14 protein-coding genes are annotated in these 17,297 nt (G+C 69.7%); 10 read left to right on the top strand and 4 right to left on the bottom strand.

All coding sequences use genetic code 11. From position 1 onward, the window contains the following. The first annotated feature begins 298 nt into the window (after positions 1–298). Entirely contained in the window at positions 299–1,252 is a 954-nt protein-coding gene (locus BIV24_RS19610) for a bifunctional riboflavin kinase/FAD synthetase (RefSeq protein ID WP_071367669.1), read from the top strand. Positions 1,253–1,456: 204 nt separating this feature from the next. Here the strand turns inward: BIV24_RS19610 and BIV24_RS19605 are convergent, their stop codons facing one another. Then, positions 1,457–4,543, bottom strand: a complete 3,087-nt coding sequence (locus tag BIV24_RS19605; RefSeq protein ID WP_071367668.1) for an SCO5717 family growth-regulating ATPase — start codon at positions 4,541–4,543, stop codon at positions 1,457–1,459. Between the two features lie 832 nt (positions 4,544–5,375). Next, on the bottom strand, positions 5,376–5,681 hold the full coding sequence (locus tag BIV24_RS19600) for a DUF397 domain-containing protein (RefSeq protein WP_071367667.1): 306 nt from the start codon (positions 5,679–5,681) through the stop codon (positions 5,376–5,378). 347 nt (positions 5,682–6,028) lie between these two features. Between BIV24_RS19600 and BIV24_RS19595 the strand changes: the two genes are divergently transcribed. From BIV24_RS19595 to BIV24_RS19565, 6 genes are all read left to right on the top strand, one after another. Next, positions 6,029–6,391: a hypothetical protein gene (locus BIV24_RS19595; RefSeq protein ID WP_143064630.1), complete on the top strand. Its 363-nt coding sequence runs from the start codon at positions 6,029–6,031 to the stop codon at positions 6,389–6,391. A 411-nt stretch (positions 6,392–6,802) separates the two neighbouring features. Then, the gene (gene rpsO / locus BIV24_RS19585; RefSeq protein ID WP_071367664.1) at positions 6,803–7,093 is read left to right on the top strand and encodes a 30S ribosomal protein S15; all 291 of its coding nucleotides are present in this window, start codon (positions 6,803–6,805) and stop codon (positions 7,091–7,093) included. 325 nt (positions 7,094–7,418) lie between these two features. Beyond that, positions 7,419–9,632 (top strand): polyribonucleotide nucleotidyltransferase, encoded by a 2,214-nt coding sequence (locus BIV24_RS19580; protein WP_071367663.1) that lies wholly within the window; start codon positions 7,419–7,421, stop codon positions 9,630–9,632. Continuing rightward, positions 9,629–11,008, top strand: coding sequence for a M16 family metallopeptidase (locus BIV24_RS19575; protein WP_071367662.1), 1,380 nt, complete (start codon positions 9,629–9,631; stop codon positions 11,006–11,008). The genes BIV24_RS19580 and BIV24_RS19575 overlap by 4 nt, the downstream gene beginning before the upstream one ends. A gap of 33 nt (positions 11,009–11,041) precedes the next feature. Beyond that, a complete protein-coding gene (gene dapB, locus BIV24_RS19570; protein WP_071367661.1) occupies positions 11,042–11,794 on the top strand; it encodes a 4-hydroxy-tetrahydrodipicolinate reductase in 753 nt (250 codons plus the stop codon). A gap of 5 nt (positions 11,795–11,799) precedes the next feature. After that, complete coding sequence (locus BIV24_RS19565; protein ID WP_071367660.1) at positions 11,800–12,252, top strand: tetratricopeptide repeat protein; 453 nt, start codon at positions 11,800–11,802, stop codon at positions 12,250–12,252. A gap of 69 nt (positions 12,253–12,321) precedes the next feature. Here BIV24_RS19565 and BIV24_RS19560 read toward each other — a convergent pair whose 3' ends face one another. Both BIV24_RS19560 and BIV24_RS19555 read right to left on the bottom strand, forming a co-directional pair. Then, positions 12,322–12,879, bottom strand: a complete 558-nt coding sequence (locus BIV24_RS19560; RefSeq protein WP_071367659.1) for a hypothetical protein — start codon at positions 12,877–12,879, stop codon at positions 12,322–12,324. An 89-nt stretch (positions 12,880–12,968) separates the two neighbouring features. Then, complete coding sequence (locus BIV24_RS19555; protein ID WP_071367658.1) at positions 12,969–13,205, bottom strand: hypothetical protein; 237 nt, start codon at positions 13,203–13,205, stop codon at positions 12,969–12,971. Between the two features lie 246 nt (positions 13,206–13,451). Between BIV24_RS19555 and thyX the strand changes: the two genes are divergently transcribed. The 3 genes from thyX to BIV24_RS19540 all read left to right on the top strand — a co-directional run bounded on the left by thyX (position 13,452) and on the right by BIV24_RS19540 (position 17,090). Continuing rightward, a complete protein-coding gene (thyX, locus tag BIV24_RS19550; protein WP_071367657.1) occupies positions 13,452–14,192 on the top strand; it encodes an FAD-dependent thymidylate synthase in 741 nt (246 codons plus the stop codon). Between the two features lie 189 nt (positions 14,193–14,381). After that, the gene (gene dapA / locus BIV24_RS19545; protein WP_071367656.1) at positions 14,382–15,281 is read left to right on the top strand and encodes a 4-hydroxy-tetrahydrodipicolinate synthase; all 900 of its coding nucleotides are present in this window, start codon (positions 14,382–14,384) and stop codon (positions 15,279–15,281) included. Between the two features lie 126 nt (positions 15,282–15,407). Beyond that, positions 15,408–17,090 carry a ribonuclease J gene (locus BIV24_RS19540; protein WP_071367655.1) on the top strand — a complete coding sequence of 561 codons (1,683 nt, stop codon included), beginning with the start codon at positions 15,408–15,410 and terminating at the stop codon, positions 17,088–17,090. Positions 17,091–17,297: the final 207 nt, after the last annotated feature.

The following is a 17,297-nucleotide window of genomic DNA, read 5'->3' as shown; positions in this document are numbered from 1 at the left end:
CCCTCACAGAGATCTGTCCCTGTCCACTCGGCTTTTCACCCCATCGGGCAGGCGCTCGGAGTGATCCGAGGGAGCGGAAGGGGGCGCGTTCGCCTTGCGATCTCTTCCGCTGATCATCGCCGTCGGCCCACCGTCGGAGACGGGCACGGCGGGGAGTGCCGAGCATGCTGGGACGGGGCCCCGGGGGGTGCCGCCCGTCACAGCCGCCATGCCGATGCGGGCGGGGGCGACCCGGCATGGCACTCTTAGACCTGCGTAGAGGCAGACACGGACACGGGTTCGACAAGGAGCGGTCACAGTGCAGCGCTGGCGTGGCTTGGAGGACATCCCCCAGGACTGGGGGCGCAGCGTCGTCACCATCGGCTCCTACGACGGAGTCCACCGCGGGCACCAGTTGATCATCCGGCATGCCGTGGAACGCGCTCGCGAGCTGGGCGTCGCCTCGGTCGTCGTCACCTTCGACCCGCACCCCAGCGAGGTCGTACGCCCCGGCAGCCACCCGCCGCTGCTCGCCCCGCACCACCGCCGGGCCGAGCTGATGGCCGAACTGGGCGTCGACGCGGTCCTCATCCTCCCCTTCACCACCGAGTTCTCCCGGCTCTCGCCCGCCGACTTCGTGGTCAAGGTCCTGGTCGACAAGCTGCACGCCAAGGGCGTGGTCGAGGGCCCCAACTTCCGCTTCGGGCACAAGGCCGCCGGGAACGTGGAGTTCCTGGCCGAGCAGGGCAAGACGTACGGCTTCGACGTCGAGGTGGTGGATCTCTATGTGAGCGGGGAGGCGGGCGGCGGCGAGCCGTTCTCCTCGACGCTGACCCGGCGGCTGATCGCCGCGGGCGATGTCGAGGGTGCGCGTGAGGTCCTCGGGCGCCCGCACCGGGTCGAGGGCGTGGTGGTACGCGGCGCCCAGCGGGGCCGGGATCTCGGCTTCCCGACCGCCAACCTCGAGACCCTCCCGCACACCGCGATCCCGGTTGACGGTGTCTACGCCGGCTGGCTGCACGTCGAGGGCGAGGCGATGCCGGCCGCGATCTCCGTCGGCACCAACCCGCAGTTCGACGGCACCGAGCGGACCGTGGAGGCGTACGCCATCGATCGGGTGGGCCTGGACCTGTACGGGCTGCACGTCGCGGTCGACTTCCTCGCCTACGTCCGCGGCCAGGCGAAGTTCGAGTCGCTGGACGCTCTGTTGGAGCAGATGGCCGAGGACGTGAAGCGCTGCCGGGAGCTGATCGCGGCGCACGACGCGGGATGAGGCGGTAGCCGCCCGTTCCGGCGGTCTTACGACTTACGACCTGGGGAGCAAAAGGGAGTGGGTTGAAGGTCCGGCAACGCCGTGAGCGGCCGTGCCGGACGCCGCTCCCTGTTGCTCCCCAGGTCGTCAGGGGCGGCCCGTGCCTGATGGCACGGGCCGCCCCGTTTTCATGCCGTCATGTCCCCGTGCGGGAGACCGGCCGCCCTACTGCTGGGGCGGCGGGGGCGGGGTCTGCCCCGGCTCCGGCTCAGGCTGCGGCTGCGGCGGATAAGGCTGCTGAGCCTGCGGGTACGGCTGTCCGGGCTGGGGTTGCGCTGCCGGGCCCGGGTACGGGTACGGCTGGCCCGGCTGCTGCGGCACGGCGGGGTGCGCCCCGGGCTGCGGATAGGGCTGCATGCCCGGCTGCGGGTGTGCCTGGGCGGGATGCGGCGGCTGCGGGAACTGGCCGGGTGTGGCCTGGCCCGGAATCTGGCCGGGGGCGGGCTGTCCGGCAGTGGGCTGGCCCGGGAACTGGCCCGGGAAAGGCCCGCCCGGCAGCGGTGGGGCGGCGACCGGGGGAGGATTGCCGTCCGATGTCCACAGGCCGTGCGACTGCTGATGGCGCGCGATGTCCTCGGCGACCATCGCGGCCAGCGTGAAGTACGCCTCCCTCACCTTCGGCCGCATCATGTCGAGGTCGACCTCCGCGCCCGCCGCCAGGTGCTCGTCGAACGGTACGACCAGGACACCGCGGCACCGGGTCTCGAAGTGCGCGACGATGTCCTCCACCTTGATCATCTTTCCGGTTTCGCGGACTCCGGAGATGACGGTGATGGACCGCGAGACGAGGTCCGCGTACCCGTGTGCCGACAACCAGTCCAGCGTCGTGCTCGCACTGCTCGCACCGTCGACCGACGGCGTCGAGATGATGATGAGCTGGTCGGCGAGGTCGAGTACCCCGCGCATCGCGCTGTACAGCAGACCGGTGCCCGAGTCGGTCAGGATGATCGGGTACTGCTTGCCGAGCACGTCGATCGCGCGCCGGTAGTCCTCGTCATTGAAGGTCGTGGAGACGGCCGGATCGACGTCGTTGGCGATGATCTCCAGACCGGAGGGCGCCTGCGAGGTGAACCGCCGGATGTCCATGTAGGAGTTGAGGTACGGGATCGCCTGGACCAGGTCACGGATGGTGGCCCCGGTCTCGCGGCGCACGCGGCGGCCGAGCGTACCGGCGTCGGGGTTGGCGTCGATCGCGAGGATCTTGTCCTGCCGCTCGGTGGCGAGCGTGGCGCCCAGCGCGGTGGTCGTGGTCGTCTTGCCGACACCGCCCTTGAGGCTGATGACGGCGATCCGGTAGCACGACAGCACCGGCGTGCGGATCAGGTCCAGCTTCCGCTGCCGCTCAGCCTCCTCCTTCTTGCCACCGAACCGGAATCGGCCACCGCCGACCGGACGGTTGCTCTTCGGCTTCTGCTTCTTGGTGTTGAGCAGCCGGTCGGAGGACAGCTCCACCGCGGCGGTGTAACCGAGCGGCGCGGCACCGGGGTTGGTCGGCTGCCGCTGGTCGTGTTGCACGGGCTGTGGCCATGCGGTACCCGCCCGGGGGTCGACCGGGGGTTGCGGTTGCGCGGGGGGCTGCGGAAAGCCGTAACCGACCTGCGTAGCCTGGGGGTTGGCCTGAGCTTGTGGGGGGAAGCCATAGCCGGCCTGGAAGGTCGCCTGGGGCTGTGGGGTTACCGGGTGCGGCGCGGGAGCCACCGGCTGCGGCGTCTGGGAGTCGGGGGTCGGGGCAGGCGCCTCGGTGTGCTGAGCGGGGGTGGCCGGGGTGGGCGCCTGGGCCTGCGGAGCGGGGGCCGGGGCGGTCGGCTGCGGGAAGCCGCCGTCGGGCTGCGGGGTGGGGGCCTCGGCCTGGGGAGCAGGGGCGGCCGGAGCCGGTGCCTCGGCGTACGGAGCCGGAGCTGGGGCGGTCGGCTGCGGGAAGCCGTAGCCGCTCTGTGGGGGCACGGGCGCGTTGGGCTGCGGGAAGCCGTAACCGGGCTGCGAGGTGACCGTGTTGGGCGCCGGGGGAGTGGGAACCGCGGGCTGGGGGAAGCCGTAGCCGTCCCGTGGTGCGTCGGCGGGCTCGCTCGGCGCTGCCTGGTTCCAGGCGGCCGGCGCGGGCTGTGGCGCCTGCGGCTGGAACGGCTGCTGGGGCGGTACGGGCGGCTGGGAAGGGGCCTCACCCTGCGCGCCCGCCGCGGGAGCGGCGTCGGAGGGCTGGGGTGCGGCAGGCCACTGGGCCCCCGGAGTGGGAGCGGCCGGCTGGAAGGCGGGCGGCAGCGGCGGGATGGTGCTCTGCGGCACCGGCGGCGGGGCCCAACCCTGCGGCGGATGCACGTTCCCCGGGGCGTCCGGGCCTGTGGGGCCGTCTCCGGACGCGTCGGCGGCCTGCGCCGCGGCGGGTACGGCGTCGGAGGGCTCGGCGTCGGAGGGTACGGCGTCCTCGTGCACCGTGCCCTCGTTGCCGCCCTCCTCGCCATCCAGGTCCGCCGGGTCCGCGGACGAGGATTCCGAGGACTCGGGGGCCAGGGATTCGCAAGACGCGGACTCGGGCGCGGAGTCGGAGGGCCCGGAGGGCGGGGAGTCCGACGGGCCGGAGACGGCCTCGGCGCCGGTGGATGCGGGCTCAGCGGCCACCGGGGCGGAGGCCGGGTCCTCGGTCTGCGGAGCCGTTGCCCTCGAGGCCACGGAGTCCTCAGCCGGCGCTGCCTCGTCCTCACCCGCGCCTTCCAGAGTGGCGGCATCCGCATCGCCGACCTCGTCGCTCGGGCCGCTCTCGGCGTCGCCGTTCACGTCGGCCTCCGAAGCACCGGCCGCCTGACCGTCACCCGAGGCAGGGGCGGTGGCATCCGCCAAGGGCGCGCTCAACTCGAAGTCACCGCCGTCTCCGGGGAGTTGCGTTCCCCGCGCGACCTCGGCCGACGTCGCTTCGGCGCCTTCGGCCGCCTTGCTCGCTGCAGCCAGCTGCTCGAACTCACGCTTGAGCGCGCTCCTGGAGAACCGCATCGTGGCGCCGCTCTCCAGGTCTCCGTTCGGCGACGCGGCCGCGGGCGCGTCGGCCGGCGGCGCGGAATCGGGAGCGGTCGGAGCCTCGGCCTGCTCACCTGGCGACGACGGGGCCGCCGACGCCCCGGGCGCGTTCTGCGTGAACCAGGCGGCCGGCGCGTAGTCGATGGTGAACTCGCCCGTCACCTCGATGGCGGACTCGGCGTCGGACTGATCGTCGTCGGGTGAAGCCCAGCCCCCGCGGATCCCGTCCCGATCGCTGTTCACAGTTCCTCCTGGTGTGGTCGAGCACCCTCATGCCGTGCCGGGGCGACCGCTTTCGTTGTCCGAAGCCGTCCGAAGCCGTCCGATTCAGCCCGGCAATCCCCCGGGGCGCCGACGGACCGTCACCGGTTCCCGTGGAGCGCCCAACCCCAGCCTAATCACCAACAGCGTCCCCACGGCAGGCCCGTTGACCGCTCCAGGATCGGGCGTCGCGTCACACTGTGCCCGCACATGACGCACGGACGAACGAGGACCGTTCACAATTCGGAAGTCAGTGATGAACAATCCGGACCAAAACCAGGAACGAACCGGTCGCAATCACCGTATGGCCGACCGCGGTTCGTGACCTGCGAGCGTCGGCCACCCCCACTCGTCCGCTCTCTGTGGCGTACCCGACAACCCGGCCTCCACGCCCGTCGTGCGGTGTCGGTAGCGACTTGACGCCTTCCAGAGGGAGCGTCATGGTGCGGGCCGCCAACTCGTTCGGCGAAAGCGCCTGCGGGCCCAGGCCGATGTGCTTCTGTGTGAAGTCCCCTTCGCACGGCGGCGGTTCCCACCTTTGTCAGCCCTCGGCGACCAACACTCAGGGCCGCTCGGGATATGCCGTCCGCTGACGGATCCGAACCCCGCGGATGCCGTGGCGCAGAACCGGCGCCTCTTCTTCGGGATGACGAAGGCCGACGGACCGGGTGAGGACGAGAAGAAACGCCAGGTCTGGCTCGTGCTCGGTGTGGAGGCCGTCAAGCCGGGCACATGAGCCGAGTTCCCGGGACACCCGCGTGAGACGGTCGGTGCGGGTGCCCCGGAGTGCGAAGCCGCCTTCGCGCGCGGACGGTCACTGCCCGGCGTCGGCCGCCAGACCCCCGTTGTGCGGCGCCGGTTCCAGGTCGAACTCCCCGTCCCGCGCGCCGAGAACGAACGCCCGCCACTCCGCCTCCGTGTACCGCAGCACGGTGTCCGGATCGAGCGACGACCTCATGGCGACGGCACCGCCCGGCAGGTGGGCGATCTCGACCCGCTCCTCGTGCTCCTCGGTACCCGGCGCGCTGTGCCACTCGACTCCGGAGATGTCGAGGGCGTAGAGCTCGTCCTTCTCGCGCTCCTTGCGTTCCCTGAGTTCCTTGTCCAGCGCATCGGCCATGGTGGACGGGTCCCTTCACGATGTACGAACGAGCTACCCGCTCACAGTACTTGGGCAGGCCCGTCACCGTGGGGGAGTGAGAGCGGATCCCGATGGCCGTACTCCGCCCGCGGTTAGAGCTGTCATGTCAAGCGACTGGAGTGGCGCCCGGTATCACCTGAGAGGCACGGCACGGGGATGGCGCGGTCTTGCATCCGCGCAGAAGGCAAGGTCGACCGCTCTGTCGGCCTCGACGGCGCCCTCCGGTCGCGGCCGTCGGTCTGCTCCTGACGGCGACACGCCTCCTGCGCGCTTCTGGAGGGTCCCCGGCGCGGAGCACGGTGGCCGTGGCGTGGGGAGAGGGTTCGGTGGCGTCCGACATGAAGGCCGGCAAGCAACTCTGGAAGAGCACGAGCGTCTCCGTGTGCAGGGACACGGGTTTCGCGGGTGGCCGCGTCCTGCTCGCCCTGCTCCGCTGCGGAGAGGAGAGCGATCCCGTCTACAGGGTGCAGAAGGTCGCCCCCCGGACCGGCCGGCCCGGGTGGACGTACAAGGTCGCCAAGGGGATCAAGCAGGTCTACCTGCCCTCGTCCGATCCGCCCGTCCTCGCCGTCGCGGCCGGAGAGATCTCGGTGACCGACCGGATCGTTCCGGCCGACCTCGGACGGGATCGGACCCGCCGCGGTCGTGCTCTGGAACCCGCGCACAGGCAAGGAGGCACCGTTCTCTAGTTCAGCCTTCCGAGTGAAGACGCCTACGGTCTGAGCCGCCGGACTATCCGGACGTCGTCGTCGAGCAGGGCCGCGTCCTCTTCTCGAGGCGGGAGCTCATCCTGGACGACAAGCACCCCAAGGACCTGGTGCAGCGGTACTCGGGTCGCGACGTCGAGGGGCGCGCAGGAGGTCGCCGTCGGGTGAAGGGACCGGCGGCCGGGCGGCCGGACAGGTGCCTCCACCCAGGCTGGTATCCTGTGTGACGGCCGTTCGTGTACGCACCCCCGGACCCCACTCGAGCCCCGACCGGGCCGCAGCGGGAATCTGGAGGTCGCGCCCAGCGGATCCCCGCCTCCCGAGTCACGGAAGCCCTCCTGAGAAGCAGACCAGGGGCACTCGGTGGCCTCCAGAAAATCACAAGGAGTACGCGTGTCGCTCGACGCCGCTACGAAGAAGCAGATCATCGCCGAATTCGGTACCAAGGAGGGTGACACCGGCTCCCCCGAGGTCCAGGTCGCGATGCTGTCCCGCCGCATCTCCGACCTGACCGAGCACCTCAAGACCCACAAGCACGACCACCACTCCCGCCGTGGTCTGCTGATCCTGGTCGGTCAGCGTCGCCGCCTGCTGCAGTACCTGGCCAAGAAGGACATCCAGCGCTTCCGTGCGCTGGTCGACCGCCTCGGCATCCGCCGCGGTGCGGCCGGCGGCGCCAAGTAAGACGCCGTGAAGGGGAGCGGTTCCCACGCGAAGGGGGCCGCTCCCTTTTGCTGTACGTGCGGACTGTCACCGCAGCTTTGTAGTGTGGTAGCAGAACGCCATACGTACGACGCAGTGTGACAACGCCCGGGACACGCCGGGTGCCGTCGCACACACCGAACGAGGAGGAGCGCGCCGCGCCGCCGCCGGTCCTCGGTAGTGGCCCCCGGGGGAAGTGAACCCGGGAGCTTCGATCGAAGACCGGCCCGCACCAGACGGAGCGCTTCTCCGCCACCGCCCCGCCGCCACACGGGCAGCCGGGGCGAAAGACGAGGAGAAAAAGCTAGTGGAGAACGAGACCCACTATGCCGAGGCCGTAATCGACAACGGCTCCTTCGGCACCCGTACGATCCGCTTCGAGACGGGCCGCCTGGCCAAGCAGGCCGCCGGTTCCGCCGTGGCGTACCTGGACGACGACACGATGGTCCTGTCGGCCACCACCGCGTCCAAGAACCCCAAGGACCAGCTCGACTTCTTCCCGCTGACGGTGGACGTCGAGGAGCGGATGTACGCGGCCGGGAAGATCCCCGGCTCCTTCTTCCGCCGTGAGGGTCGTCCCTCCGAGGACGCCATCCTGACCTGCCGGCTCATCGACCGTCCGCTGCGCCCCTCCTTCAAGAAGGGCCTGCGCAACGAGATCCAGGTCGTCGCCACCGTCATGGCGCTCAACCCCGACCACCTGTACGACGTCGTGGCGATCAACGCCGCCTCCGCGTCCACGCAGCTGGCCGGGCTGCCCTTCTCCGGTCCGATCGGCGGCGTCCGCGTCGCGCTGATCAACGGCCAGTGGGTCGCCTTCCCGACGCACACCGAGCTCGAGGACGCCGTCTTCGACATGGTCGTCGCGGGCCGCGTCCTGGAGGACGGCGACGTCGCGATCATGATGGTCGAGGCCGAGGCCACCGAGAAGACCATCAAGCTGGTCGAGGGCGGCTCCGAGGCGCCCACCGAGGAGGTCGTCGCCGCCGGTCTGGAGGCCGCGAAGCCCTTCATCAAGGTCCTGTGCAAGGCCCAGTCGGACCTCGCCGCGAAGGCCGCCAAGCCGACCGCCGAGTTCCCGATCTTCCTCGACCATCAGGACGACGTCCTGGAGGCGCTGACCGCCGCCGTCCGCCCCGAGCTGGCCCAGGCGCTCACCATCGCCGGCAAGCAGGAGCGCGAGTCCGAGCTGGACCGCGTCAAGCAGCTCGCCGCCGAGAAGCTCCTGCCGGAGTTCGAGGGCCGCGAGAAGGAGATCTCCGCCGCGTACCGCTCGCTGACCAAGACCCTGGTCCGTGAGCGCGTCATCAAGGAGAAGAAGCGCATCGACGGCCGCGGTGTCACCGACATCCGCACGCTGGCCGCCGAGGTCGAGGCCATCCCGCGGGTTCACGGTTCGGCCGTGTTCGAGCGTGGCGAGACCCAGATCCTGGGCGTCACCACGCTGAACATGCTGCGCATGGAGCAGCAGCTTGACACCCTCTCCCCGGTGACTCGCAAGCGCTACATGCACAACTACAACTTCCCGCCGTACTCCACCGGTGAGACCGGCCGCGTCGGCTCCCCCAAGCGGCGCGAGATCGGCCACGGTGCGCTGGCCGAGCGCGCCCTGGTGCCGGTGCTGCCCGCGCGCGAGGAGTTCCCGTACGCGATCCGTCAGGTCTCCGAGGCCCTCAGCTCCAACGGCTCGACGTCCATGGGCTCCGTCTGCGCCTCCACCATGTCGCTGCTGAACGCCGGTGTGCCGCTCAAGGCCCCGGTCGCCGGTATCGCCATGGGCCTGATCTCCCAGGAGATCGACGGCGAGACGCACTACGTGACGCTGACCGACATCCTCGGTGCCGAGGACGCCTTCGGCGACATGGACTTCAAGGTCGCCGGTACGAAGGAGTTCGTCACCGCCCTCCAGCTCGACACCAAGCTGGACGGCATCCCGGCCTCCGTCCTGGCCGCGGCCCTCAAGCAGGCCCGCGACGCCCGCCTCCACATCCTCGACGTGATGACGGAGGCCATCGACCGGCCCGACGCGATGTCCCCGAACGCCCCGCGGATCATCACCGTCAAGATCCCGGTCGACAAGATCGGTGAGGTCATCGGCCCCAAGGGCAAGATGATCAACCAGATCCAGGAGGACACCGGCGCCGAGATCACCATCGAGGACGACGGCACGATCTACATCGGTGCCGCCGACGGCCCCTCCGCCGAGGCCGCCCGCACCACGATCAACAGCATCGCCAACCCGACCATGCCGGAGGTCGGCGAGCGCTACCTGGGCACGGTCGTGAAGACGACCACCTTCGGTGCGTTCGTCTCCCTGCTGCCGGGCAAGGACGGCCTGCTGCACATCTCGCAGATCCGCAAGCTCGCCGGCGGCAAGCGCGTGGAGAACGTCGAGGACGTCCTCGGGGTGGGCGCCAAGGTCCAGGTCGAGATCGCCGAGATCGACTCCCGCGGCAAGCTCTCCCTCATCCCCGTGATCGAGGGCGAGGGCGACGAGGCGAAGGACGACACCGACAAGTGACGTCCCGTGGCTTCAAGGCGACGGCCCGCACCTCTTCGGAGGCGCGGGCCGTCGCCCGTACCCAAACCCTCATCAAGGGTGAGAACGGCATCGGCACCGTCCGTAAGACCACCCTTCCGGGTGGCCTGCGCATCGTCACGGAAACCCTGCCCTCCGTGCGTTCCGCGACCTTCGGGATCTGGGCGCATGTCGGCTCGCGTGACGAGACGCCGTCCCTGAACGGCGCCACGCACTACCTGGAACACCTGCTCTTCAAGGGCACGTCACGCCGGAGTGCGCTGGACATCTCGGCCGCGATCGACGCGGTCGGCGGCGAGATGAACGCGTTCACGGCCAAGGAGTACACGTGCTACTACGCGCGCGTGCTCGACACCGACCTGCCGCTCGCCATCGACGTCGTCTGCGACATGCTCACCGGCTCGCTCATCCGCGAAGAGGATGTGGACGTCGAGCGCGGGGCGATCCTCGAAGAGATCGCGATGACGGAGGACGACCCGGGTGACTGCGTGCACGACCTGTTCGCGCACACGATGCTCGGTGACACCCCGCTGGGCCGCCCGGTCCTCGGCACGGTCGACACGGTCAACGCCCTGACCGCCGACCGCATCCGCCGCTTCTACAAGAAGCACTACGACCCCACCCACCTGGTGGTCGCGTGCGCCGGCAACATCGACCACAACAAGGTCGTACGCCAGGTACGCGCCGCCTTCGAGAAGGCCGACGCCCTCAAGCGGCCGGATGCCACGCCCATCGCCCCGCGCGACGGCCGCCGCACCATCCGCACCGCCGGCCGCGTCGAGCTGCAGGGCCGCAAGACCGAACAGGCGCACGTCGTCCTCGGCATGCCCGGCCTGTCCCGCTCCGACGAGCGCCGTTGGGCGCTGGGCGTCCTCAACACCGCCCTCGGCGGCGGCATGTCGTCCCGCCTCTTCCAGGAGGTCCGGGAGAAGCGGGGCCTTGCGTACAGCGTGTACTCGTACACGTCGGGCTTCGCCGACTGCGGCCTTTTCGGTGTGTACGCGGGCTGCCGCCCGAGCCAGGTGCACGACGTGCTCAAGATCTGCCGCGACGAGCTGGACCATGTGGCCGAGCACGGCCTGCCGGACGACGAGATCGCCCGCGCCATCGGCCAGCTGAGGGGCTCCACCGTCCTCGGCCTCGAGGACACGGGCGCGCTGATGAACCGCATCGGCAAGAGCGAGTTGTGCTGGGGTGATCAGATGTCCGTCGACGACATGCTGTCCCGGATAGCCGCGGTCACCCCGGACGACGTCCGGTCCGTGGCCCGCGAGATCCTGGGTCAGCGGCCCTCGCTTTCGGTCATCGGTCCGCTCAAGGACAGGCAGGCGTCCCGTCTGCATGAAGCGGTCGCGTAAGTCCTCGACAAGTTCGACCAAGGAATCAGGAACATGAACAAGCTGCGCGTGGCGGTTCTCGGGGCCCAGGGCCGGATCGGTTCGGAGGCGGTACGGGCCGTCGAGGCCGCCGAGGACATGGAGCTGGTCGCCGCCCTCGGCAGGGGCGACAAACTGGAGGCCCTCGTCGAATCCGATGCCCAGGTGGCGGTCGAGCTGACCACCCCGGCCTCGGTGATGGGAAACCTCGACTTCTGTGTGCGGCACGGCATTCACGCCGTGGTCGGCACGACGGGCTGGACCGACGAGCGCCTCGCGCAGCTGAAGGGGTGGCTCGCGCTGTCCCCGGAGACGGGCGTCCTCATCGCTCCGAACTTCTCCATCGGCGCCGTGCTGACCATGAAGTTCGCCGAGGTGGCCGCCCCGTACTTCGAGTCCGTCGAGGTCATCGAGCTGCACCACCCGAACAAGGTGGACGCCCCCAGCGGCACCGCCACGCGCACCGCCCAGCTCATCGCCGACGCCCGCCGCAAGGCCGGCAGCGCCCCGCAGCCCGACGCCACGGTGACGGCCCTGGACGGCGCCCGTGGCGCGGACGTCGACGGCGTCCCGGTGCACGCGGTCCGCCTGCGCGGTCTGCTCGCCCACCAGGAGGTGCTGCTCGGCGGCGAAGGCGAGACCCTCACCATCCGCCACGACTCGCTGCACCACAGCAGCTTCATGCCGGGCATCCTGCTCGGTGCCCGCCGCGTCGTGACCACTCCGGGCCTCACCTTCGGCCTGGAGCACTTCCTCGACCTGAAGTAGCCACGATGAGCGCGAAGATCACCTACACCATCACGGCCGCCGTCCTGGTCGTCTACTTCGTCCTGGTCGGCAGCCGCGGTGTGCTCCTGATCCAGAACGGCACCGCGATCACGGTCACCTTCGGCATCGCGGTGCTGATCCTGCCGGTCATCGGTGTCTGGTTCCTCTGGAAGAACACGCAGTTCGTCCGCAAGGCCAACCGGCTCGCCTCCGAGCTGGACGCCGAGGGCGGTCTGCCCGTCGACGAGCTGAGGCGCTTTCCCAGCGGCCGGATCGACCGCGACTCGGCCGACGAGGTCTTCGCCCGGCGCAAGGCGGAGACCGAGGCCGCCCCGGACGACTGGCGCAGCTGGTTCCGGCTCGCGATCGCTTACCACGACGCTCGGGACACGCCTCGCGCCCGCAAGGCGATGCAGCGGGCGATCGCCCTGCACGACGCCGAGGCGGCCCCGTCCTGACCGTGGGCCGTCGAGAGCCCCGTGGGGGCCGTCCCGCTCAGTGCGGGACGGCCCCCACGTCGTGGCGCGTCAGCCCCGGCGGTACTCCGCAGCCCAGGCCTCGACCGTGTCCGCCGCCCGGTCGAAGGCCTGCGGACGGGCCAGGAAGTCCGCGTCGTGCGTGGTCAGCAGCGGCGGCATGTCCACGGGCGTACGGCCCTTGCGCGCGAGGATCAGCGCCTGTCCCTGCACCGTGCGCGGCAGCCCGAGCCAGCGCACCGGCTGCTGCACCGTCCGTACCGAGACGGCCTTTTGCCAGGACGTCGTACGCGTGCTGAAGAAGCCCACCCTGCGAAGCCCGTGCGCGCTCACCCAGACCCCCATGCGCAGCAGCCGCAGGGAGCCGACGAGGACGGCCAGAGCGATGCAGAGGACCGTGATGGCGCCGGACTGCGTGCCGGTGATCCCGATGATGACGGCCGCGAACAGGACGAATGAGGCGAGCAGGAGCAGGACCGCGGCCGTGCCCACGCGCCAGGGGCCGGGGCGGTAGGGGCGCCGCCAACGGTCACGGTCGTCGTACGGCAGGGGGAGATCGTCCGCTACCTGCTCGGAAGCACGGTCGGCCGTCAGGAAGGGCAGGGGCACGACAGATCCTCACTCGGTCCATGGGCTGTGCCCGGTGAGGCTATCGAGCCAGGTCCTCGCTCACCACCCGCGGGGGGCCAAGGGGAGGCTCAGCGCCCGTCGGAGGCCTCGGAATGCTGCGTCGCCGCGGGCGACGGGTGGGACATGGAAGGCATGCCTATGACCAGGGCGCCCACGAGTCCTCCGACGATGGTGAGCCCCAGCAGCCAGCGCCCGGCTATCTGACCCGCGGAGGCACGCTCGCGGGGCGGGGGAGTCACATTGCTGCGGAAGGAGTCGGCTTCGGAGAGGAAGGCGAACGGTACGGGCTCGCGTCGACGGGACATGGGAAGCGCTTCTCCTCTGGGGCTCGAAGGGACCGGGGATCCGGGAGGCGTGGTGACCACGGGGTGACTCGAACGAATCGCTGTCACCCAGACAGACGAGCGATCGGGGTAAAAGGTGCCCTGTTTCGCCAAATTCGCAGAAGTTCAAGGACGAATGCCTCAACTCGGTACCGAACGCCCCGTTGTCGGTGCCGGGCCGTAGAGTGGGCGCCGCCCGAGCATGTGATGGGAAGGACCCCCTACGCCGTGACCGAAACCCCCGCCGACGACCTCAAACCCAGCTTCCGCAGCGACGTCACCGTCGAGCTGGTCAAGCACAGCGCGGCCGACTCCGACGTGCTGTGGGCCGCCCGCGTCTCCACGGCCGGCGAGCAGTCCCTGGGCGAGCTGAAGAAGGACCCCGAGCGCTCCAAGGGCCTGATCAACTACCTGATGCGGGACCGGCACGGCAGCCCCTTCGAGCACAACTCGATGACGTTCTTCATCAGCGCCCCGATCTTCGTCTTCCGCGAGTTCATGCGGCACCGCGTGGGCTGGTCGTACAACGAGGAGTCGGGTCGGTACCGGGAGCTCCAGTCGGTCTTCTACGTCCCCGATGAGTCCCGCAAGCTCGTCCAGGAGGGTCGCCCGGGCAAGTACCGGTTCGTCGAGGGCACCTCCGCGCAGCAGGAGCTGGTGGGCCGCGTGATGGAGGACGCGTACGTACACGCGTACGAGGCCTATCAGGAGATGCTCGCCGCCGGCGTCGCCCGCGAAGTCGCCCGCTCGGTCCTGCCGGTCGGCCTGTTCTCCTCGATGTACGCGACCTGCAACGCCCGCTCGCTGATGCACTTCCTCGGCCTGCGCACCCAGCACGAGCTGGCGAAGGTCCCGTCCTTCCCGCAGCGGGAGATCGAGATGGTCGGCGAGAAGATGGAGGCCGAGTGGGCCAGGCTCATGCCGCTCACGTACGCCGCCTTCAATGACAACGGTCGTGTGGCGCCGTAGCGCACAGCCGCACGGTCGATCGAGCGAAGTGTCCGTATTGCGGCATTTCCAGAAGTTCATCTAGCCTGATCAAACGGACCCGGCACTGCTTGAACCCCCGAGCAGGCAGTGCCGGGTTCCATCTTTGTCCTGACTTTTCCCGCCCCCCAAGGGAAGACCGACTCCGGGGCAACGAGTAGCGTGTTACCCATGGCTCCGACCTCCACTCCGCAGATCCCCTTCGGGCGGATCCTCACCGCCATGGTCACGCCCTTCACGGCGGACGGCGCACTCGACCTCGACGGCGCGCAGCGGCTTGCCACCCACCTGGTGGACGCAGGCAACGACGGCCTGATCCTCAACGGCACCACCGGCGAGTCCCCGACCACCAGCGACGCGGAGAAATCGGATCTCGTACGAGCCGTCCTGGAGGCGGTCGGCGACCGCGCCCACATCGTCGCCGGTGTCGGTACGAACGACACCCACCACAGCATCGAACTGGCGCGCGCGGCGCAGAAGGCCGGCGCGCATGGTCTGCTGGCCGTCACGCCGTACTACAACAAGCCCCCGCAGGAGGGCCTCTACCGGCACTTCGCCGCCATCGCCGATGCCACCGAGCTGCCGGTGATGCTCTACGACATCCCAGGCCGCAGCGGCGTCCCGATCAACACCGAGACCATCGTCCGCCTGGCGGAGCACCCGCGGATCGTCGCCAACAAGGACGCCAAGGGCGACCTCGGCCGCGCCAGCTGGGGCATCGCGCAGTCCGGCCTGGCCTGGTATTCGGGCGACGACATGCTCAACCTGCCGCTGCTCTCCGTGGGCGCGGTCGGCTTCGTCTCGGTCGTCGGCCACGTCGTCACGCCCGAGCTCCGTGCCATGGCCGAGGCGTACACGAGCGGCGACATCCACAAGGCCCTGGAAATTCACCAGAAGCTGCTCCCGGTGTTCACCGGGATGTTCCGCACCCAGGGCGTCATGACCACCAAGGCCGCGCTCGCCCTCCAGGGACTGCCCGCCGGGCCGCTGCGCGCCCCCATGATCGAGCTTTCCCCCGAGGAGACCGCCCAGCTCAAGAGCGATCTTGCTGCTGGCGGGGTACAGCTCTGACAAAGACTTCACAACTGAATACGCAGGACAGAGGTCCTGCACCCCACACCGACAACTGCTTTTGCACGAACGTCATGCGCGCCACGTGCCCTACAGGTACGTGGCGCGCATGGTGAGGAGAATCTTTTGAGTCATCCGCATCCTGAACTCGGCCCGCCACCGCGACTCCCCGAAGGCGGACTGAGAGTCACCCCGCTCGGCGGCCTCGGGGAGATCGGCCGGAACATGACCGTCTTCGAGTACGGCGGCCGCCTGCTGATCGTCGACTGCGGAGTGCTCTTCCCCGAGGAGGAGCAGCCCGGAATCGACCTGATCCTGCCGGACTTCTCGTCCATCCGCGACCGTCTCGACGACATCGAGGGCATCGTCCTCACACACGGGCACGAGGACCACATCGGCGGCGTCCCGTTCCTGCTGCGGGAGAAGCCCGACATCCCGCTGATCGGCTCGAAGCTGACCCTCGCGCTGATCGAGGCCAAGCTCCAGGAGCACCGCATCCGCCCGTACACCCTGGAGGTCGCCGAGGGCGAGCGCGAGCGCATCGGCCCCTTCGACTGCGAGTTCGTCGCGGTCAACCATTCCATCCCGGACGCCCTCGCGGTCGCCATCCGCACGCCCGCCGGCATGGTGGTCCACACGGGCGACTTCAAGATGGACCAGTTGCCGCTGGACAACCGTCTGACGGATCTCCATGCGTTCGCACGTCTGAGCGAGGAGGGCATCGACCTCCTCCTCACCGACTCCACCAACGCCGAGGTCCCCGGGTTCACCCCTCACGAGCGAGACATCTCCAACGTCCTGCGCCAGGTGTTCGCGGGTGCCCGGAAGCGGATCATCGTGGCGAGCTTCGCCAGCCACGTCCACCGGATCCAGCAGATTCTGGAAGCGGCGCACGAGCACGGCCGCCGGGTGGCCTTCGTCGGCCGCTCGATGGTCCGCAACATGGGCATCGCGAGGGATCTGGGCTATCTGAAGATTCCGCCGGGCCTGGTCGTGGACGTGAAGACCCTGGACGACCTGCCGGACGACCAGGTGGTCCTGGTCTGCACGGGTTCCCAGGGCGAACCGATGGCGGCCCTGTCGCGCATGGCCAACAGGGACCACCAGATCCGCATCGTTCAGGGCGACACGGTGATCCTGGCGTCGTCGCTGATCCCCGGCAATGAGAACGCCGTGTACCGCGTGATCAACGGCCTCACCCGCTGGGGTGCGAACGTCGTGCACAAGGGCAACGCCAAGGTGCACGTCTCGGGCCACGCGTCCGCGGGCGAACTGCTGTACTTCTACAACATCTGCCGCCCGAAGAACCTGATGCCGGTCCACGGCGAGTGGCGCCACCTGCGGGCGAACGCGGAACTGGGGGCGCTGACCGGCGTTCCGCACGACCGGATCGTCATCGCCGAGGACGGCATCGCCGTCGACCTCGTCGAGGGCAAGGCGAAGATCTCCGGCAAGGTCCAGGCGGGGTACGTATACGTCGACGGCCTCTCGGTCGGCGTCGGCGAGCCCGCGCTCAAGGACCGCAAGATCCTGGGCGACGAGGGCATCGTCTCGGTCTTCGTCGTGGTGGACGCGTCGACCGGCAAGATCACGGGCGGTCCTCATGTCCACGCGCGCGGCTCGGGCATCGAGGATTCGGCCTTCGTCGACGTGATCCCCAGGATCACGGAGGTGCTGGAGCGGTCTGCGCAGGACGGCGTCGTCGAACCCCACCAGCTGCAACAGCTGGTGCGCCGGACCCTGGGCAAGTGGGTCTCGGACACGTATCGGCGCAGGCCGATGATCCTGCCCGTCGTGGTCGAGGTCTGACGACCCGTCATCGTTGCGCGCAGGCGTCGCTGGAGCGGGGCGCCCCGATTTGCATCGGGGCGCCCCGCTCCAGTACGTTTACGGCTCCGCCAGCAGGGGAACCCCGGCGCATCCGTGTGCCAGGAACCAGCCCCAGCGGGTGGAAATCCCGACTCAGAATCTCTGATAAAGTCGGGTCCGCCGGAAAGGGAAACGCGAGAGCGGGAA

The sequence above is a fragment of the Streptomyces colonosanans genome (genome assembly GCF_001866645.1).
Lineage (GTDB): Bacteria > Actinomycetota > Actinomycetes > Streptomycetales > Streptomycetaceae > Streptomyces > Streptomyces colonosanans.
This window is presented reverse-complemented; position numbering and strand designations above follow the sequence as displayed.